Annotated in this window: 15 protein-coding genes and 1 riboswitch; of the genes, 8 read left to right on the top strand and 7 right to left on the bottom strand. The window is 59.8% G+C overall.

The features are described from left to right. The first annotated feature begins 31 nt into the window (after positions 1-31). Positions 32-229, top strand: a riboswitch (cobalamin riboswitch). Between the two features lie 145 nt (positions 230-374). The 5 genes from ACI3K0_RS08690 to ACI3K0_RS08670 all read left to right on the top strand — a co-directional run bounded on the left by ACI3K0_RS08690 (position 375) and on the right by ACI3K0_RS08670 (position 5073). After that, entirely contained in the window at positions 375-1394 is a 1020-nt protein-coding gene (locus tag ACI3K0_RS08690) for an ABC transporter substrate-binding protein (protein WP_183827310.1), read from the top strand. 78 nt (positions 1395-1472) lie between these two features. Next, on the top strand, positions 1473-2486 hold the full coding sequence (locus ACI3K0_RS08685; RefSeq protein WP_183827523.1) for an ABC transporter substrate-binding protein: 1014 nt from the start codon (positions 1473-1475) through the stop codon (positions 2484-2486). 74 nt (positions 2487-2560) lie between these two features. Next, positions 2561-3514 carry an iron ABC transporter permease gene (locus ACI3K0_RS08680; protein ID WP_183827520.1) on the top strand — a complete coding sequence of 318 codons (954 nt, stop codon included), beginning with the start codon at positions 2561-2563 and terminating at the stop codon, positions 3512-3514. 8 nt (positions 3515-3522) lie between these two features. Then, a complete protein-coding gene (locus ACI3K0_RS08675; protein ID WP_183827526.1) occupies positions 3523-4284 on the top strand; it encodes an ABC transporter ATP-binding protein in 762 nt (253 codons plus the stop codon). Positions 4285-4293: 9 nt separating this feature from the next. Beyond that, a complete protein-coding gene (locus ACI3K0_RS08670; protein WP_183827315.1) occupies positions 4294-5073 on the top strand; it encodes a class I SAM-dependent methyltransferase in 780 nt (259 codons plus the stop codon). Here ACI3K0_RS08670 and gmk read toward each other — a convergent pair whose 3' ends face one another. The 7 genes from gmk to fabD all read right to left on the bottom strand — a co-directional run bounded on the left by gmk (position 5074) and on the right by fabD (position 11677). Next, entirely contained in the window at positions 5074-5748 is a 675-nt protein-coding gene (gmk, locus tag ACI3K0_RS08665) for a guanylate kinase (protein WP_183827318.1), read from the bottom strand. It lies immediately after the preceding gene. A 3-nt stretch (positions 5749-5751) separates the two neighbouring features. Continuing rightward, the gene (locus ACI3K0_RS08660) at positions 5752-6639 is read right to left on the bottom strand and encodes a YicC/YloC family endoribonuclease (protein WP_183827321.1); all 888 of its coding nucleotides are present in this window, start codon (positions 6637-6639) and stop codon (positions 5752-5754) included. Positions 6640-6691: 52 nt separating this feature from the next. Further along, complete coding sequence (gene mltG / locus ACI3K0_RS08655; protein ID WP_183827324.1) at positions 6692-7948, bottom strand: endolytic transglycosylase MltG; 1257 nt, start codon at positions 7946-7948, stop codon at positions 6692-6694. A gap of 127 nt (positions 7949-8075) precedes the next feature. After that, positions 8076-9338, bottom strand: coding sequence for a beta-ketoacyl-ACP synthase II (gene fabF, locus ACI3K0_RS08650; protein ID WP_183827327.1), 1263 nt, complete (start codon positions 9336-9338; stop codon positions 8076-8078). Between the two features lie 117 nt (positions 9339-9455). Beyond that, on the bottom strand, positions 9456-9692 hold the full coding sequence (locus ACI3K0_RS08645; protein ID WP_003502080.1) for an acyl carrier protein: 237 nt from the start codon (positions 9690-9692) through the stop codon (positions 9456-9458). 286 nt (positions 9693-9978) lie between these two features. Further along, on the bottom strand, positions 9979-10716 hold the full coding sequence (gene fabG / locus ACI3K0_RS08640; protein WP_148145404.1) for a 3-oxoacyl-[acyl-carrier-protein] reductase: 738 nt from the start codon (positions 10714-10716) through the stop codon (positions 9979-9981). Between the two features lie 16 nt (positions 10717-10732). Next, positions 10733-11677 (bottom strand): ACP S-malonyltransferase, encoded by a 945-nt coding sequence (gene fabD, locus ACI3K0_RS08635; RefSeq protein WP_183827330.1) that lies wholly within the window; start codon positions 11675-11677, stop codon positions 10733-10735. 265 nt (positions 11678-11942) lie between these two features. On the opposite strand from fabD, the gene ACI3K0_RS08630 reads away from it, so the two are divergent. The 3 genes from ACI3K0_RS08630 (at position 11943) to ACI3K0_RS08620 (ending at position 15196) form a co-directional block, all read left to right on the top strand. Continuing rightward, positions 11943-12986, top strand: a complete 1044-nt coding sequence (locus ACI3K0_RS08630) for an aldo/keto reductase (RefSeq protein ID WP_183827333.1) — start codon at positions 11943-11945, stop codon at positions 12984-12986. Positions 12987-13154: 168 nt separating this feature from the next. Then, positions 13155-14687, top strand: coding sequence for a hypothetical protein (locus ACI3K0_RS08625; RefSeq protein ID WP_404945250.1), 1533 nt, complete (start codon positions 13155-13157; stop codon positions 14685-14687). A gap of 11 nt (positions 14688-14698) precedes the next feature. Next, the gene (locus tag ACI3K0_RS08620) at positions 14699-15196 is read left to right on the top strand and encodes a hypothetical protein (RefSeq protein ID WP_183827339.1); all 498 of its coding nucleotides are present in this window, start codon (positions 14699-14701) and stop codon (positions 15194-15196) included. Positions 15197-15289: the final 93 nt, after the last annotated feature.

Below are 15289 nucleotides of genomic sequence, written 5' to 3'. Positions count from 1 at the left end.
CAAGTTCACTGGACAAGCTCCGGTGTGTCTCCTATCAAGGGCACGCTACGGTTCTGCATTCGCAGATGAAAAGGGAACGCGGTGAGGTCTTTTTGACCGAGCCCGCGACTGCCCTCGCAACTGTAAGCGGCGAGCCTTTCGTCACATCCACTGGTTTTTTGACCGGGAAGGAGACGGCAAGGCGCTCGAGCCGCGAGTCAGGAGACCTGCCGTCAGCTTTGGGCCTAACCAATACCGGACGAGGTGTTCCGGCAGGGAGAATGATATGACGCAAGCGACCCCGTCGCCCGCCATTTTGATGTGGACCGCAGAAGCGGCCTCGCATCGTCCTGCCTTTCATCCCGGCAAAGCCATTTCCTTCGAAAGGACAGGACATGAAACTCGGCTTGATCGCCGCACTGTTTGCGGTTTCCACCGCAGCGCTTCCCGCAACCGCATTCGCAGCCTCGACCAGCTATCCGCTGACGGTTGAAAATTGCGGACAGAAGGTGACCTTCGACAAGGCACCCGGCGAAATCGTTTCCATCGGTCAGGGCATGACCGAAATTCTCTATTCGCTCGGCCTTGCAGACAAGGTTGCCGGCACGGCCGTCTGGGTCGGCCCTGTGCTGCCGCAATATGCCGAGGCGAATGCGCAGATCAGACGGCTTGCCGACAACGATCCGAGCTTCGAATCCATCGTCGGGCTGGAGCCTGATCTTGTCGCCGCAGAATTCGAATGGCATGTCGGTCCGATGGGCTCCGTCGCCAAGCGCGAACAGTTTTCCGATATCGGCGTCAACACCTATATCTCGCCGGCCGATTGTGTCGCCAAGACCAATCTTGAAGGCGGCGATGGCGTGCGCAAGGAACTGTTCACGATGGACCTGATCTATCGGGAAATCGCTGAATTGGCCGAAATCTTCGACATCCAGGATCGTGGCGACACGCTTATCGCGGACCTGAAGGCCCGTGAAGCCGCCGCCGTCGCCTCGATCAAAGGCGCGGAAGCGAAGAACCTGCCGATCGTCTTCTGGTTCTCCAGCAAGGAAACCAAGGGCGATGCCTTTATCGCCGGCAAGAACAGCGCACCGGCCTATATCCTCAAGACGCTTGGCGCGAAGAATGTCGTGACGACCGAAGAGGAATGGCCGCTGGTCGGTTGGGAAACGATCGCTGAAGCCAATCCCGCCGTGATCGTCATCGCCACCATGGATCGCCGCCGTTATGCCGCCGATGATCCGGCGGTAAAGGTTTCCTTCCTCGAAAGCGACCCGGTCGTCAGCCAGCTCGATGCGGTGAAGAAGAAGCATTTCGTGATGATGGACGCGCAGTCGATGAACCCGACGATCCGCACGATCGACGGCATTGAAACGCTTGCAAAAGGCATCCAGTCCTTCGGACTTGCGAACTAAGCCATGCCGCCTGCACCGCCCGCCATCCGGCCGGGCGGTGTTTTCCGGCACCTCATCCGTCATCCGAAAGGACAGGACATGAAATACGGCCTGATCGCCGCTCTTGTTGCGCTTCCCCTCAGAGCCCTCACCTCCACGGCATTCGCCGCCCCGACCGCATACCCGCTGACGATCGATAATTGCGGTTCGAACGTCGTCATTGAAAAGGCTCCGCAGAAAGCCGTGGGCCTCGGCCAGAACAGTACCGAGATCCTGCTGATGCTCGGCCTTGCCGATCGCATGGCCGGAAGCGCCATCTGGGTCTCGCCGGTTCTGCCGGAACTTGCAGCCGACAATCAGCAAGTCCACCGCATCGCCAACAGCACGCCGAATTTCGAGGCTGTGGTGGCGCGAGACCCGGATTTCATCGCCGCGCAGTTTCTCACTTCCGTCGGACCGCAGGGCCGCGTCGGCACGCGCCAGCAGTTTGCCGATCTTGGCGTGCCGAGCTACGTGTCTCCTACCGATTGCGCGGTGACGGATAACGCGGTTTCGGATGGCAGCCGCAAGAAGATGTTCTCGATGGACCTCCTCTATCAGGAGATCGGCGAGCTTTCGCGCATCTTTGATGTGGCCGATCGCGGGGAAAAGCTGATCGCGAATATCAAGGCCCGCGAAGCTGCCGTACGGGCGCGCGTCGCAGACAAGGCCAAGGATGTCAGCCTCGTCTACTGGTTCTCGTCACCGGAAGTCGCAGGTGATGCCTGGATGGCCGGTAAGAACGGCGCTTCGGGTTACATCACTCAGGTTCTTGGCGCGAAGAATATCGTCAGTTCCGAGCAGGAATGGCCTCTGGTCGGCTGGGAAGCCATCGCCGCCGAGAACCCGACGGTGATCGTCATCGGCACGATGGACAGGCGCAATCAGGGTGCCGACGATCCGGCAGTCAAGAAGCAGTTCCTCACCACCGATCCGGTCGTCAGCAAGCTCGACGCCGTCGAAAAGGGCCATATCGTCGAGATGGATGCGCAAGCGATGAACCCGACCGTCCGCACGATCACGGGTCTGGAAACCGTCGCCGCATCCCTTGAAAGCTTTGGATTGCTGAAGTGACTGCATCCCGCATCAGGCTCTGGACCGCCGGCGCTGCCGGCGTCCTCCTCGTCGTCGCCGCCCTTCTCCTCGCCATGACGGCGGGGGTTGCGATCGGCGAGATGACCATTCCAATGAAAACCACGGTCGCGGCAGTCACAAACCGTCTCGGCCTCACGGAGATCGCCGTGCCGCGTATCCAGGAAGCGGTGATCTGGGATTACCGTCTGTCACGCTCGCTGGTTGCCGCCTTCTGCGGCGCCGGGCTGGCGTTGTCCGGTGCGATCCTGCAGTCGCTCTTGCGCAATCCGCTGGCGGAGCCTTACGTGCTCGGCATATCGGCAGGCGCGTCGACCGGTGCCGTCTCTGTCATGCTGCTCGGTTTTGGCGCAGGCGCGATCTCGCTGTCGGCGGGGGCTTTTGCCGGTGCACTGCTCGCCTTCGCCTTTGTCGTGATGCTCGTCAGCGGACGGCAGACGGCGGACAGGACGATCCTTGCCGGTGTGGCGGCCTCGCAGCTCTTCAATGCGCTGACCTCCTACATCGTCTCGACATCGGCGAATGCCGAGCAGGCCCGCAGCGTAATGTTCTGGCTGCTCGGCAGCTTCGCCGGGGTGCGCTGGCCGGATGTGGCGCTGTCCGCCTCGGTGGTCAGCATCGGGCTTGTCGTCTGCATCTGGCATTCCCGCGCGCTCGACGCCTTCACTTTCGGCGAGGATGCCGCCCGTTCGCTCGGCATCGCGGTCCAGCGTGTTCGCGTCGTGCTGCTGCTCGTCACCGCGCTGATGACCGCCACCATGGTCAGCATGGTCGGTGCGATCGGCTTCGTCGGGCTGGTCATCCCGCATGCCGCCCGCTTCATCGTCGGGCCGGGCCACATGCGGCTCCTGCCTGCCTGCGCGCTTGTCGGCGCGTTATTCATGGTGGTCGCCGATATCGTCTCGCGCATCATCATCGCACCGCAGGTACTTCCCATCGGCGTCGTCACGGCGCTGGTCGGCGTGCCGTTCTTCTCGGTCATCCTCTACCGGGCAAGGAGGGTCGCATGAGCGCTCACTTGATGATCGCCGCCAATGCGGTGCGCTGGCTCGCCGGCCGCAAGGTCATCGTCGATGGCGTCTCGGTCTCGGTAGAACCGGGCCAGACGCTCGGGCTGATCGGTCCGAACGGATCGGGCAAATCCTCGCTCATCCGTCTCTTGGCAGGTCTCAGGGCACCGGCTGAGGGCGACGTCATGCTCGACAACCGCAAGATCTCCGGTTTCGGCCGCCGCGAGCTTGCTCGCCGTGTCGCCGTCGTCGAACAGCATTCGATGACCGAGGCGAATGTCACGGTGCTCGATGTGGTGAAGCTCGGTCGCACGCCGCACCGTTCGGCGCTTTCCCCCTGGACCGGTACCGACGACGAGATCGTCGAGAATGCGCTCGTCCGTGTCGGACTGACCGACCGGCGCGACCAGTTCTGGCATACGCTTTCGGGCGGCGAGCGGCAGCGGGTGCAGCTTGCCCGCGCGCTGGCGCAATCGCCTTCCGTCCTCATCCTCGACGAGCCGACCAATCATCTCGATATCCAGCACCAGATCGACATCCTGCGGCTGGTCGAGGATCTGTCGGTGACGACGGTGGTGGCCATCCACGACCTCAACCTCGCCGCCCGTTTCTGCGACCGGATCGCTGTGCTGTCGGAGGGTAAGCTCGTCACCTGCGGACCACCCGCGGAGATCTTCACCGAGAAGATGATCGCCGACGTCTTCGGGGTCGAGGCGCATGTCTCCACCTCCGCCCATCACGGCCGTCTCCATATCCAATTCCTGATGTAAGGCATCGACATGCAAAACTGGTCGATCAAGGACGAAATCCGCGACTACTGGAGCCTCCGCGCCGAGACCTATGACAGCAGCGCCGGCCACGGAATTGCCAAGCATGCGGAAATCGACGCCTGGGGCCGGTTGATCCGCCGCCATCTTGGCGACGGGGAAGGCAGAAAAGCGCTCGACCTCGCCTGCGGCACGGGCGTGATGACGATGCTGATGCACGGCCTCGGCTTCAAGGTGACGGGGCTGGACTTCACCGAGCCGATGATGGCGCGTGCAAGGCGCAAGTCTGACGAGGCGAATGCCGCGATCCGGTTCCTGACGCGCGATGCGGAGGAGACGATGGAGCCGGATAATACTTACGACGTCATCATTGCCCGACATCTCGTCTGGACGCTCACTAATCCCGACAAGGCGTTTTCCGACTGGCTGCGCATCCTGAAACCCGGCGGCCGCCTGCTGATCATCGACGGCGATTTCGTCCGCCAGCACTGGCTGGAAAGGCTTCTTCCCCTGCTCGACCGCGTTTTCGGCAAACAGCAGGATGGCCACAGCCTGTTGACGCCGGAGCAATGGGCGCATCACGAGCGGATCGTCGGCCGGGTGCATTTCAAGGACGGGATCAGGGCGGACGATACGCTGCGACTTTTCAAGAGCGCGGGCTTCGGCGAAATGAAGATCGAGACGGATCTCGCCGACATTCGCCGCAGCCGCGGCATCAAGCTTCTGTCGCGCAAAGGCCTTGCCTCGACGCTGCAGCACCGTTTTGCGATATCCGGCCGAAAGCCGCTCTGACTAGAGCTTCGGCTCTTCGGTCAGCAGCGTCGCGACGAAGTCGAAAAGGCCGTGCCGGCGGTCGCGGCGGACGCGCTCGGCATTGACGATGCAGTTGACGTGGCCAAAAGCTTCATCGAGATCATCGTTGACGATGACATAGTCATATTCGCGCCAGTGTTCGATCTCGGCACGGGAGTTCAGCAGGCGCGTGCGGATCACCTCTTCGCTGTCCTCCGCGCGACGATGCAGGCGCGACTGAAGTTCGGTCATGGTCGGCGGCAGGACGAAGATCGAAACAATGTCGGCCTTCATCTTTTCCTGAAGCTGCAGCGCACCCTGCCAGTCGATATCGAACAGCATGTCACGGCCCTCGGCCATCGCCTGTTCGACCGGCTCGCGCGGAGTGCCATAGAAATTACCGTGCACCTCGGCCCATTCCAGCAGTTCGCCATTGTCGCGCATGCGCTCGAACTGCGGGATGGTGATGAAGTGATAGTGCTTTCCGGCAATTTCGCTCGGACGCTTCGCACGAGTCGTGACGCTGATCGAGATTTCCAGGCTATGATCGTCTCTGAGCAGGTTGCCAGCGATCGTCGATTTTCCGGCACCGGAGGGAGACGACAGTACGAGCATAAGCCCGCGTCGGGCAATTTTCGTATCTGCCTTGTCTGACGATGTCGGGGCCGGGCTCATCTCTTACTCCAGATTCTGGACCTGTTCGCGGAACTGGTCGATGACGACTTTCAGTTCGATGCCTGCAGCCGTTACAGCAGCAGAATTGGATTTGGAACAGATGGTATTCGATTCCCGGTTAAATTCCTGTGCAAGGAAGTCGAGCTTGCGGCCGATCGGCCCGCCTTTTTCCAGAAGCTCGCCGACTGCGGCCACATGGCCCTTCAGCCGGTCGATCTCTTCGCGCAGGTCCGCCTTGGTCGCCAGCAGGGCCACTTCGGCATAAAGCCGGTCGCGATCGAGCGCCGCCTTGTCCTGCATGACCTGGTCGAGCTGGAGGTTCAGGCGGCGGGCGATCTCTTCGGGCGAGCGCGACGCATCGGTCTCGACGATATGGGTCAGTTCAGCGATACGGGCCACATGGGCTGCAAGGACAGCGCGCAATGCCGCCCCTTCGGTCTCGCGCATGCGCTTGAGGTTCGCAAGCGCAGTGGTCAAGCCGGACAGGATCGCCACGTCGCGGGCGAGAAGCGCATCCTCGCCATCCTCCTGCTCGCGGATATCGACGAGGCCACGGATCGAGATCAACGTATCGAGGCGCAGCGGCGACGGATCGATGATGTCCTTCAGCTCTTCGCGCAGCGCAAGTACGGCTGCCAGTGCGTCGCGATTGACGACCGCTTCCATGCGCGTCTCGTCCACCGAGATCGTTAGCGACGCCTGGATATTGCCGCGGGAAAACGCCTCACCGACCATGCGGCGGGTGTCCGGCTCCAGCCGCTCGAGCCCAGGCGGTAGGCGCAGACGTGCATCCAGCCCCTTGCCGTTGACCGATCGCAGCTCCCAGACAAAGCGGCTACGCCCGCTGACACCTTCGCTGCGGGCAAAACCGGTCATCGACTGCAATGTCATTCAATCTACTCCATAAGCGTGCCACCGCTTGGCGCGGTGGCAGAAATTCTGGTCAGTTGCCTGTCGGCCTTTCGGCGTCCGCGCCGTCCGGCTGGCCGTCGACAACCTCTTCCCCCGCGTTTGCTGCAGCAGCGGTGCCTGCCTTGCGCTCGGCCTCGATCCTGCGCCAGCGCTTGACGTTGGCATTATGCTCTTCGAGCGTCGGCGCAAAGACGTGACCGCCGGTGCCGTCGGCAACGAAGTAGAGATCCTTGGTGCGCCACGGGTTGGCGACGGCTTCGAGTGCTGCACGGCCCGGATTGGAAATCGGAGTCGGCGGCAGGCCCTTGATCTTGTAAGTGTTGTACGGCGTCTCTTTCTGCAGGTCGGACCGGTAGATCGGGCGATCGGATGGTTTTCCATCACCGCCGAAGATGCCGTAGATGATCGTCGGGTCGGACTGAAGGCGCATGCCTTTCTGCAGCCGGTTGAAGAAGACCGAGGCGACGTGGGCGCGCTCGTCATCCTTGCCGGTCTCGCGCTCGACGATCGAGGCCAGAACGACGAACTCTTCCTTCGTCTTGATCGGCAGGTCAGGGTCGCGGCGCTCCCAGATCTGGTCGATCAGCTTCTGCTGGGCAGCATGCATCTGCGACAGGATTTCGGAACGGTTCGTCCCGCGGGAGAATTTGTAGGTATCCGGGCGAAGCGTGCCTTCCGCCGGCAGGTCGGCAGGAAGATTGCCTTCCAGGATTGTGTCCTCTCTCAGTCTGAGCGCCATCTGGCGGACGGTCAGGCCTTCCGGCATCGAGATCGAATAGAGGATTGACTTGCCGGATTCCAGAAGATCGGCGATCTCCTGCATCGTGGCATGGGCCTTGATCTCATATTCGCCGGCTTTGAGGCTACGGCGATTTTCGGCCGAACCAGCGTAACCGAGATTGACCGAGGTAACGTAACGGAAGACCCGTGCATCCTCGATGATCTCGTTGCGCTCCAGGCTTGTGGCGATCTCGGCAATACCTGCGCCTTCGCGCACGACGAAATTGGTATTGGCTGCAAGAGGGCCAGGGCTGTGATAGCTGGACAGCGCATAATAGAAGATCGCGGCACCGGCGAGGCACACAAGCACGATCATCGTCATCACGAAATTGAAGAAGATGATGACCTGGCTGCGGGCTTTCTTTGAACGTCGCGGCGGATCCGGCACGCGTTCCGGCTTCAGGGCTTCGTTCGGTGATTTGGGAATGATCGGGCCGCGGCTGCTGCCGTTGTTGGCTGCATTGCCACCGCTGGGCGGAAGCTCGCCACCATTATCGGAATTGCTCAACCGCACCCCCCTTTGCACTAATCGGAATCATTGCCCGCTGTTTGGCCAAGCAATACGGCAAAAAGCAGGTTCAGAATATGATGTCGGCTAGACGGTAACGTCCAGCCGACGATGGAGGCGATCACAATTACGCGTCGTAACGCTTCAAAACGAGCGACGCATTGGTGCCGCCGAAGCCGAAGGAGTTCGACAGCGCGACGTTGACGTCACGCTTGCGGGCCTGATGCGGCACGAGATCGATTGCGGTCTCGACGTCCGGATTGTCGAGATTGAGTGTCGGCGGCACGATGTTGTCGCGGATCGCAAGTGTCGCGAAGATCGCTTCAACGGCACCGGCGGCACCAAGAAGGTGGCCGATCGCCGATTTGGTCGACGACATCGAAACCTTCGAAGCCGCATTGCCGACCAGACGCTCGACAGCACCGAGTTCGATCGTGTCGGCCATGGTCGATGTGCCGTGGGCGTTGATGTAGTCGATATCGGAGGCAGACAGGCCGGCGCGCTTCAGAGCCATGGTCATGCAGCGGAACGCACCATCGCCGTCTTCCGACGGCGCGGTGATGTGATAGGCGTCGCCCGACAGACCGTAGCCGACAACCTCAGCATAGATCTTGGCGCCGCGGGCCTTGGCATGTTCAAGTTCTTCGAGAACCACGACGCCGGCGCCCTCGCCCATGACGAAACCGTCGCGATCGCGGTCATAGGGGCGCGATGCTTTTTCCGGATTGTCGTTGTGCTGGGTCGACAGCGCCTTGCAGGCGGCAAAACCTGCGAGACCGATACGGCTGACCGGAGATTCCGCGCCACCGGCGACCATCACGTCGGCGTCGCCGAAAATGATCAGCCTTGCGGCATCGCCAATCGCGTGGGCACCGGTGGAACAAGCGGTGACGACGGCATGGTTGGGGCCGCGAAGCTTGTGTTTGATCGAAACCTGTCCGGAGACGAGGTTGATCAGGCGGCCGGGAATGAAGAAAGGAGAGATACGGCGCGGTCCTTTGTCGCGGAGCGTATAACCCGCCTCGACAATACCTTCGAGACCGCCAATGCCCGAGCCGATCATCACGCCGGTCATGATCTGGTCTTCATCCGTCTGAGGATGCCAGCCGGCATCTTCCAGCGCCATATCGGCGGCGGCCATGCCGTAAAGAATATAGGGATCGACCTTGCGCTGTTCTTTCGGTTCCATCCATTGATCGGCATTGAATGTGCCGTTGGAACCGTCGCCGACCGGAATGCGGCAGGCAATCTTTGCCGGCAGATCGTCAACTTCGAATTCGGTGACTAGTCTCGCACCGCTCTGGCTGGCGAGAATGCGCTGCCAGGTAACTTCCGTTCCGCATCCAAGCGGTGATACCATGCCGGTACCGGTGATAACGACACGCCTCATCGCCAACAACCCACCCCGTATTTCATGATCAAATTGCTGAAACGGCCCGAACTAGCGGGCCGTCATGTGAGATCGATGCCCGCAAAACGCGGGCAATCGTCCCAGATATGTCGTCGATTAGGCCTGTGCCTTCTCGATGAACTTGACCGCGTCACCGACGGTCAGGATCGAGTCAGCAGCGTCGTCCGGGATTTCAACGCCGAACTCTTCTTCGAACGCCATGACCAGTTCGACGGTGTCGAGCGAATCCGCACCCAGATCGTCGATGAAGCTTGCGCCTTCAACAACCTTGTCGGCATCAACGCCGAGATGATCAATAACAATTTTCTTAACGCGTTCTGCGATATCGCTCATGTCGGTTTCCTCGACCTTTATCTTTCACCGGATACCCATTGAGGCATCCTCGTCCTGTTAAACCTTCAACTGCACCTTATCGGGTGCCGATGCCGGCAAACCCCGCCACCCCTTTTCCGGTTCCGTGCATCATTGCTCACGCAATATGACGACCTGAATTTCAGGGTGACTTTTCACAGTCATGGCCCGATTAACACGGTTTGACTGTTCCGAAAAGCCAGAATTTGTTCCCTCCCACAGCGCAGAACCCTTGTTCTCCACTGGTTTTACGAACAAAGCCCGGCAATCAGATCATTGCCATGCCACCATTGACGTGAAGCGTCTGGCCGGTGACGTAGCCTGCCTCGTCCGAAGCGAGATAGAGAACCGCCGCTGCGATGTCCGATCCGGCGCCCATGCGCTTCATCGGGATCGCGCCCATGATGGCTTCCTTCTGCTTGTCGTTCAGCTTGCCGGTCATGGCGCTTTCGATGAAGCCTGGAGCCACGCAGTTGACCGTGACGTTACGGGTGGCGATTTCCTGGGCGAGCGACTTGGAGAAGCCGATCATGCCGGCCTTAGACGCACAGTAGTTGGTCTGGCCAGGATTGCCGGTGACGCCAACGATCGACGTGATGTTGATGATGCGGCCGTGGCGGCGACGCATCATCGGATGGGTCAGCTCGCGCGTCAGGCGGAAAACCGAGGTGAGGTTGACTTCCAGGACCGCATCCCAGTCCTCGTCCGACATGCGCACGAACAGGCCATCCTTGGTGATGCCGGCATTGTTGACGAGAATATCGACGCCGCCGAGAACTTCCTCAGCCTTCTCGCCGAGCGCCTTGACCTCGGCACGATCGGAGAGGTTGGCCGGGAAGATATGGACGCGGTCGCCGAGTTCTGCGGCCAGTGCCTCAAGCTTTTCGACGCGGGTACCGTGGAGGCCGACGACAGCGCCCTGTTTATGGAGAAGGCGAGCGATCTCTTCGCCGAGGCCACCGGTAGCGCCGGTGACGAGTGCCTTGCGGCCGGTCAGATCAAACATATCGAAATCCTTTTCTTCAGCCGAGAATGGCAGCGATTGCCGCGTCGATATCGGCCGGGGTGTTGACGGCTACGCCAGAGATATTCTTGTCGATGCGGCGGGCAAGCCCCGTCAGCACCTTGCCGGAGCCGATTTCATAGAGAGTGGTCACGCCGTTCTGACCGAACCACTCGACAGTTTCGCGCCAGCGGACCTGGCCGGTAACCTGGGTAACAAGCAGCTGCGCGATTTCTTCAGCATCGGAAACCGGGGCGGCGCGCACATTGGCAACGACCGGCACGACCGGGCTCTTCTTTTCGACCTTGGCGAGCGCGTGACGCATGGCGTCGGCGGCCGGCGCCATCAGGTCGGAATGGAAGGGAGCGGATACGGGAAGCATGATGGCGCGCTTGGCGCCCCTTTCGGTCGCAAGGGCCGCTGCCTTTTCGACAGCTGCCTTGGAGCCGGAGATGACAAGCTGTCCGCCGCCATTGTCGTTGGCGATCTGGCAGACGCCTTCTGCCTTTGCTTCAGCGCAGATGGCGTCGACATCGGAGTGTTCGAGGCCGATGATCGCAGCCATGGCGCCCTGTCCGACCGGAACGGCCGACTGCATGGCATCACCGCGGATGCGCAGAAGCTTTGCCGTATCCGACAGCGAGAAGGTGCCGGCGGCACAGAGCGCCGAATATTCACCGAGCGAATGCCCGGCGACATAAGCGACCTTGTCGGCAAGGTTCAGCCCACGGGCTTCGAGCACGCGCATCGTGGCGATCGAAACGGCCATCAGCGCCGGCTGGGCGTTTGCCGTCAGCGTCAGCGTATCTTCCGGGCCATTCCACATGATATCGGAGAGCTTCTGGCCGAGAGCCTCGTCGACTTCCTCGAAAACCGCGCGGGCTTCCGGATAGGCTTCAGCGAGATCCTTGCCCATGCCGACGGCCTGGCTACCCTGACCCGGAAACGTGAATGCAATGCTCATTGGGATAATCCTTCCCTTATGTTTTGCCTCTCCATTCACATTTGAACCTTGAGAGTCAAGGGTAACACCCTGCGGCGGCCCTGCCATTCCAAAGCAAATCGGCCCGGAGCGGTGGTTTGTCGAAGCGGTTTGAGGCGAAATAGAGACCGGGGCGCGAAGTTGATCGCGTGATGCCCTTGCGATTCATCAACCGGGCGCTAAAGTCCCCCGCCTTGTCTTTACTCCCGGCCCCTCCCTCCCGGCCTCCTCATCCAGGACTGCATTGATGAAGTACAACAAACTCGGCCGCACAGACTTTTCCGTGTCCGAAATCTGCCTCGGCACCATGACCTGGGGCACCCAGAACACCGAAGCCGAAGCGCATGCCCAGATGGATTATGCCGTCGAACACGGCGTCAACTTTTTCGATACGGCTGAACTTTATCCGACAACGCCTGTCAGCGCCGAAACCTATGGCCGCACCGAACAGTATATCGGCACATGGCTGAAGAAACGGGCCAAGCGCGGGGATATCGTGCTTGCCACCAAGATCGCCGGCGCCGGTCGTCCGCATATCCGTGAGGGCCGCCCGATCGAGGCTGCGACCATTCGCGAGGCGGTCGATGCCAGCCTCAAGCGGCTGCAGACCGACTATATCGATCTTTACCAGATCCACTGGCCGAACCGCAGCCACTATCATTTCCGCAATTCCTGGACCTTCGACGCCTCGACCCAGGACCGAGAAAAGTCCATCGCCGACATTATCGAAAAGCTGCAGACGCTGGATGATCTGGTAAAGGCCGGAAAAATCCGCGCGCTCGGCCTTTCTAACGAGACCGCCTGGGGTACGATGCAATATCTACGCCTGGCGGAAGAAAAAGCGTTGCCGCGCGTCGCGTCGATCCAGAACGAATACAATCTGCTTTACCGTACTTTCGATCTCGACCTTGCCGAAGTCGCCCATCACGGAGATGTGGGCCTGCTCGCCTACTCGCCGCTGGCGGCCGGCCTGCTCACCGGTAAATATCTCAACGGAGCCCGCCCCGCCGGCACGCGCGCAACCGTCAATACCGATCTGGGCGGGCGGCTGCAGCCGAAGCAGGAACCAGCGGTCAAGGCCTATGTCGGTGTGGCAGCGAAACATGGGCTCGACGCCGCGCAGATGGCGCTGGCTTTCTGCCTCGCTCGCCCCTTTATGACTGCAGCCATCATCGGCGCCACCTCCATGGAGCAGTTGAAGATGGATATCGGCGCGGCAGATGTTTCGCTTTCCGATGAAGTGATGAAAGACATCGCCGAAATCCACCGGCAGTACCCGATGCCGATCTGATCCACCCCATGCCAACCTCCACGACAAGGTCGCCGGTCGTGTCGTGGAAGTGCCCGAGGACTACTCAACCCGCTACAATTGGCGACCCCTCTTTATGCAATCTATGATTGATTGCGCAAGCTATATGCAACCATTATCTATGATTGCATATAACGGGAGGATCACGCCATGGTAGACGTAAACGTCGAAATCAAAGCAGAAGATTCGCCGATTTCGAACGCGGTGGATCTGTATTACAGCCAACTATACGAGATCTTGAATCCGCAAACGGAACAAAAGATCGCGCTCAACAGCAGCCTCGTCACCTTCGACATCATTCCCCAGGCGCCGATGTTCACGGAATATGTTTTCCGCGCCTTTGCCGACAGGACGGTGACGATTTCCCCCACCGAATATGGTCCCGTCGCCCTGGGTGTAGCCAACACGAACGACAGGTATTCATTCTTCTTCACGGAAGTTCTGAAACAGGCCGTATTCAAGCTGGACACCGCGCTGCGGCAAGACATCGTCGACAAGATCGACCTTATAGACAGGGAAGTCCGCCAAAGCCGGCAGGAACTTCAGCTCTTCTACCAGACAATGTTCACCGCCTGGAACTCCTATGCCACGCAGAATGGCGTCGCCGCAGATGACGCCTACTACCTCGACAAACAAACGGCTTTTTTCAACACGAATAACTTCGCCGAACAGATCAGCTATTACAAGAACATCATCTCTGACGGCCTTGTCCGCATGCACATCCTGCGCGACGCACAATATCCGGATGTGGAGGCGAGGCACATATCCTCGCTGCTCAAATACGCAACGCTCGACCAATATCTGATGCCGCGGCCAAAAGATCCGATACTCGAAGAGATCAACAAATACGACCCGATCCGATTGGGGCAGGCATACATCTACAACAACCTGAACTATTTCGAGCCATCCGTCGAAATCCGTCCGTCCGGATATCTACCGAAATTCCTGACAAATATCGGCAAGCGCTCCGTGTCGATCGAAAAGACCGCGGCTGCGACCCACCAGCATGATGTCAGCTGGAGCGCCTCCGGAACGGCCCGGAAGTGGTTCTTTTTCAAGGCAAGTGCCAGTGTCTCGAGCGAGAGCCACCTCAAGGAAACCATTGCGGCGACCAACAGGGTCGGGATGGCTTTCGAGAATCTGGCGGAATACTGGGTCAATCGCGGCCCGTGGTTCTCGTCGGGCGTTTTTGCATACAAGAGGATCCGCGAGGTTCTTGCCGCAAATCCGATTTATGCCGGTCTCCTCGGACATGCCATCTCCTCCGTAATCCTTGGCCGCGGCCTGGAGCTGACCTTGCATTTCGACAAGGTGTCGACATTCTCCGAGTGGTCGAAATTCACGGCGTCGGCGAGCGGCTCATTTTCCGTTTTCGGCATGAATATTCCGGCTACGTCCGGTTCGATGTCGGATTACAAATTGAACACCCGCGAGTCCGAAGACAAGAAGAGCGTCACCTTTCTCGACGATCCAGCACATACCCGGCTGCTCGGATTTAGGGTCGACAAGCTCTTCGATGGGGCTGAAGAGTTTGCTCTTGCCGCATCCCCTTACATCGACGAGGTCGGCCCCGATGACAAGGCTATTTCATCCCTTGGAACGTGGAGTTCTGCAGTAGATACATCTGCCGAAAAAAGAAAAAACAAGCTGCTGAAAATCGCGACAGAAAAGCTCCTCGACTGAGGTTCGCAAAGATGCGTTTGCTGGCGAAAGTCGTTGTCTTGATATTGTCGGCCACCTCTGCGACCGAGGCGGCCGACATGCCCGAAGCGGGCAAAGGCACCCGTTGCTCCTGCGGCGAAAACACCGCGGCCCAGGCACCCGTTGTCACACGCTCCTATCCAATCTGCTATTTCAACAAGAAGCCCGGTGACGAGGAACTGGCCCGGCTGGAGCAGAAGCTGATCGAATTCATGAAGCCCTATATGCCAAGTGGCGTTCTGCAGACGGGAATGTCGCCAAACAATCGCTGGATCAGCGTGAAGGGAATGCAGTCGGGGCACGTCGCCCTGAAAAAGGTATGGCCCCAGATAGGCTGTTACGGTAACTACATAACCCAATCCGAATATGTACAGCACAAACGCTGCACGGGTTACCTTGAGCAGCTTCTGAAACAGAACTCCTATACGTTTTCAGGCGAAACAAGCGATGGAGAAGGCATTACCGGGCAGTTGTTTTGTGACGGAAAATGATCGCCCCTTGCCTTTCGCCTAAAAATCCGTATAAGCCGCCCTGTTCGAAACACCCGGTCTTCTGGCTGGTGGCTGTACGGAGGGCAGGTTCGC

Origin of the sequence: Rhizobium sp. ZW T2_16, assembly GCF_044987325.1 — a bacterium.
GTDB classification, from domain to species: Bacteria; Pseudomonadota; Alphaproteobacteria; order Rhizobiales; family Rhizobiaceae; genus Neorhizobium; species Neorhizobium cellulosilyticum.
This window is presented reverse-complemented; position numbering and strand designations above follow the sequence as displayed.

Bases quoted from the DNA above. Each gene is read 5' to 3' on its own strand.
- ACI3K0_RS08645 (WP_003502080.1), bottom strand. From the start codon at position 9,692: ATGAGCGATATCGCAGAACGCGTTAAGAAAATTGTTATTGATCATCTC.
- ACI3K0_RS08685 (WP_183827523.1), top strand. From the start codon at position 1,473: ATGAAATACGGCCTGATCGCCGCTCTTGTTGCGCTTCCCCTCAGAGCC.
- ACI3K0_RS08670 (WP_183827315.1), top strand. From the start codon at position 4,294: ATGCAAAACTGGTCGATCAAGGACGAAATCCGCGACTACTGGAGCCTC.
- ACI3K0_RS08690 (WP_183827310.1), top strand. From the start codon at position 375: ATGAAACTCGGCTTGATCGCCGCACTGTTTGCGGTTTCCACCGCAGCG.
- ACI3K0_RS08660 (WP_183827321.1), bottom strand. From the start codon at position 6,639: ATGACATTGCAGTCGATGACCGGTTTTGCCCGCAGCGAAGGTGTCAGC.
- fabF (WP_183827327.1), bottom strand. From the start codon at position 9,338: ATGAGGCGTGTCGTTATCACCGGTACCGGCATGGTATCACCGCTTGGA.
- fabD (WP_183827330.1), bottom strand. From the start codon at position 11,677: ATGAGCATTGCATTCACGTTTCCGGGTCAGGGTAGCCAGGCCGTCGGC.
- ACI3K0_RS08625 (WP_404945250.1), top strand. From the start codon at position 13,155: ATGGTAGACGTAAACGTCGAAATCAAAGCAGAAGATTCGCCGATTTCG.
- ACI3K0_RS08680 (WP_183827520.1), top strand. From the start codon at position 2,561: ATGACGGCGGGGGTTGCGATCGGCGAGATGACCATTCCAATGAAAACC.
- ACI3K0_RS08630 (WP_183827333.1), top strand. From the start codon at position 11,943: ATGAAGTACAACAAACTCGGCCGCACAGACTTTTCCGTGTCCGAAATC.
- fabG (WP_148145404.1), bottom strand. From the start codon at position 10,716: ATGTTTGATCTGACCGGCCGCAAGGCACTCGTCACCGGCGCTACCGGT.
- ACI3K0_RS08620 (WP_183827339.1), top strand. From the start codon at position 14,699: ATGCGTTTGCTGGCGAAAGTCGTTGTCTTGATATTGTCGGCCACCTCT.
- gmk (WP_183827318.1), bottom strand. From the start codon at position 5,748: ATGAGCCCGGCCCCGACATCGTCAGACAAGGCAGATACGAAAATTGCC.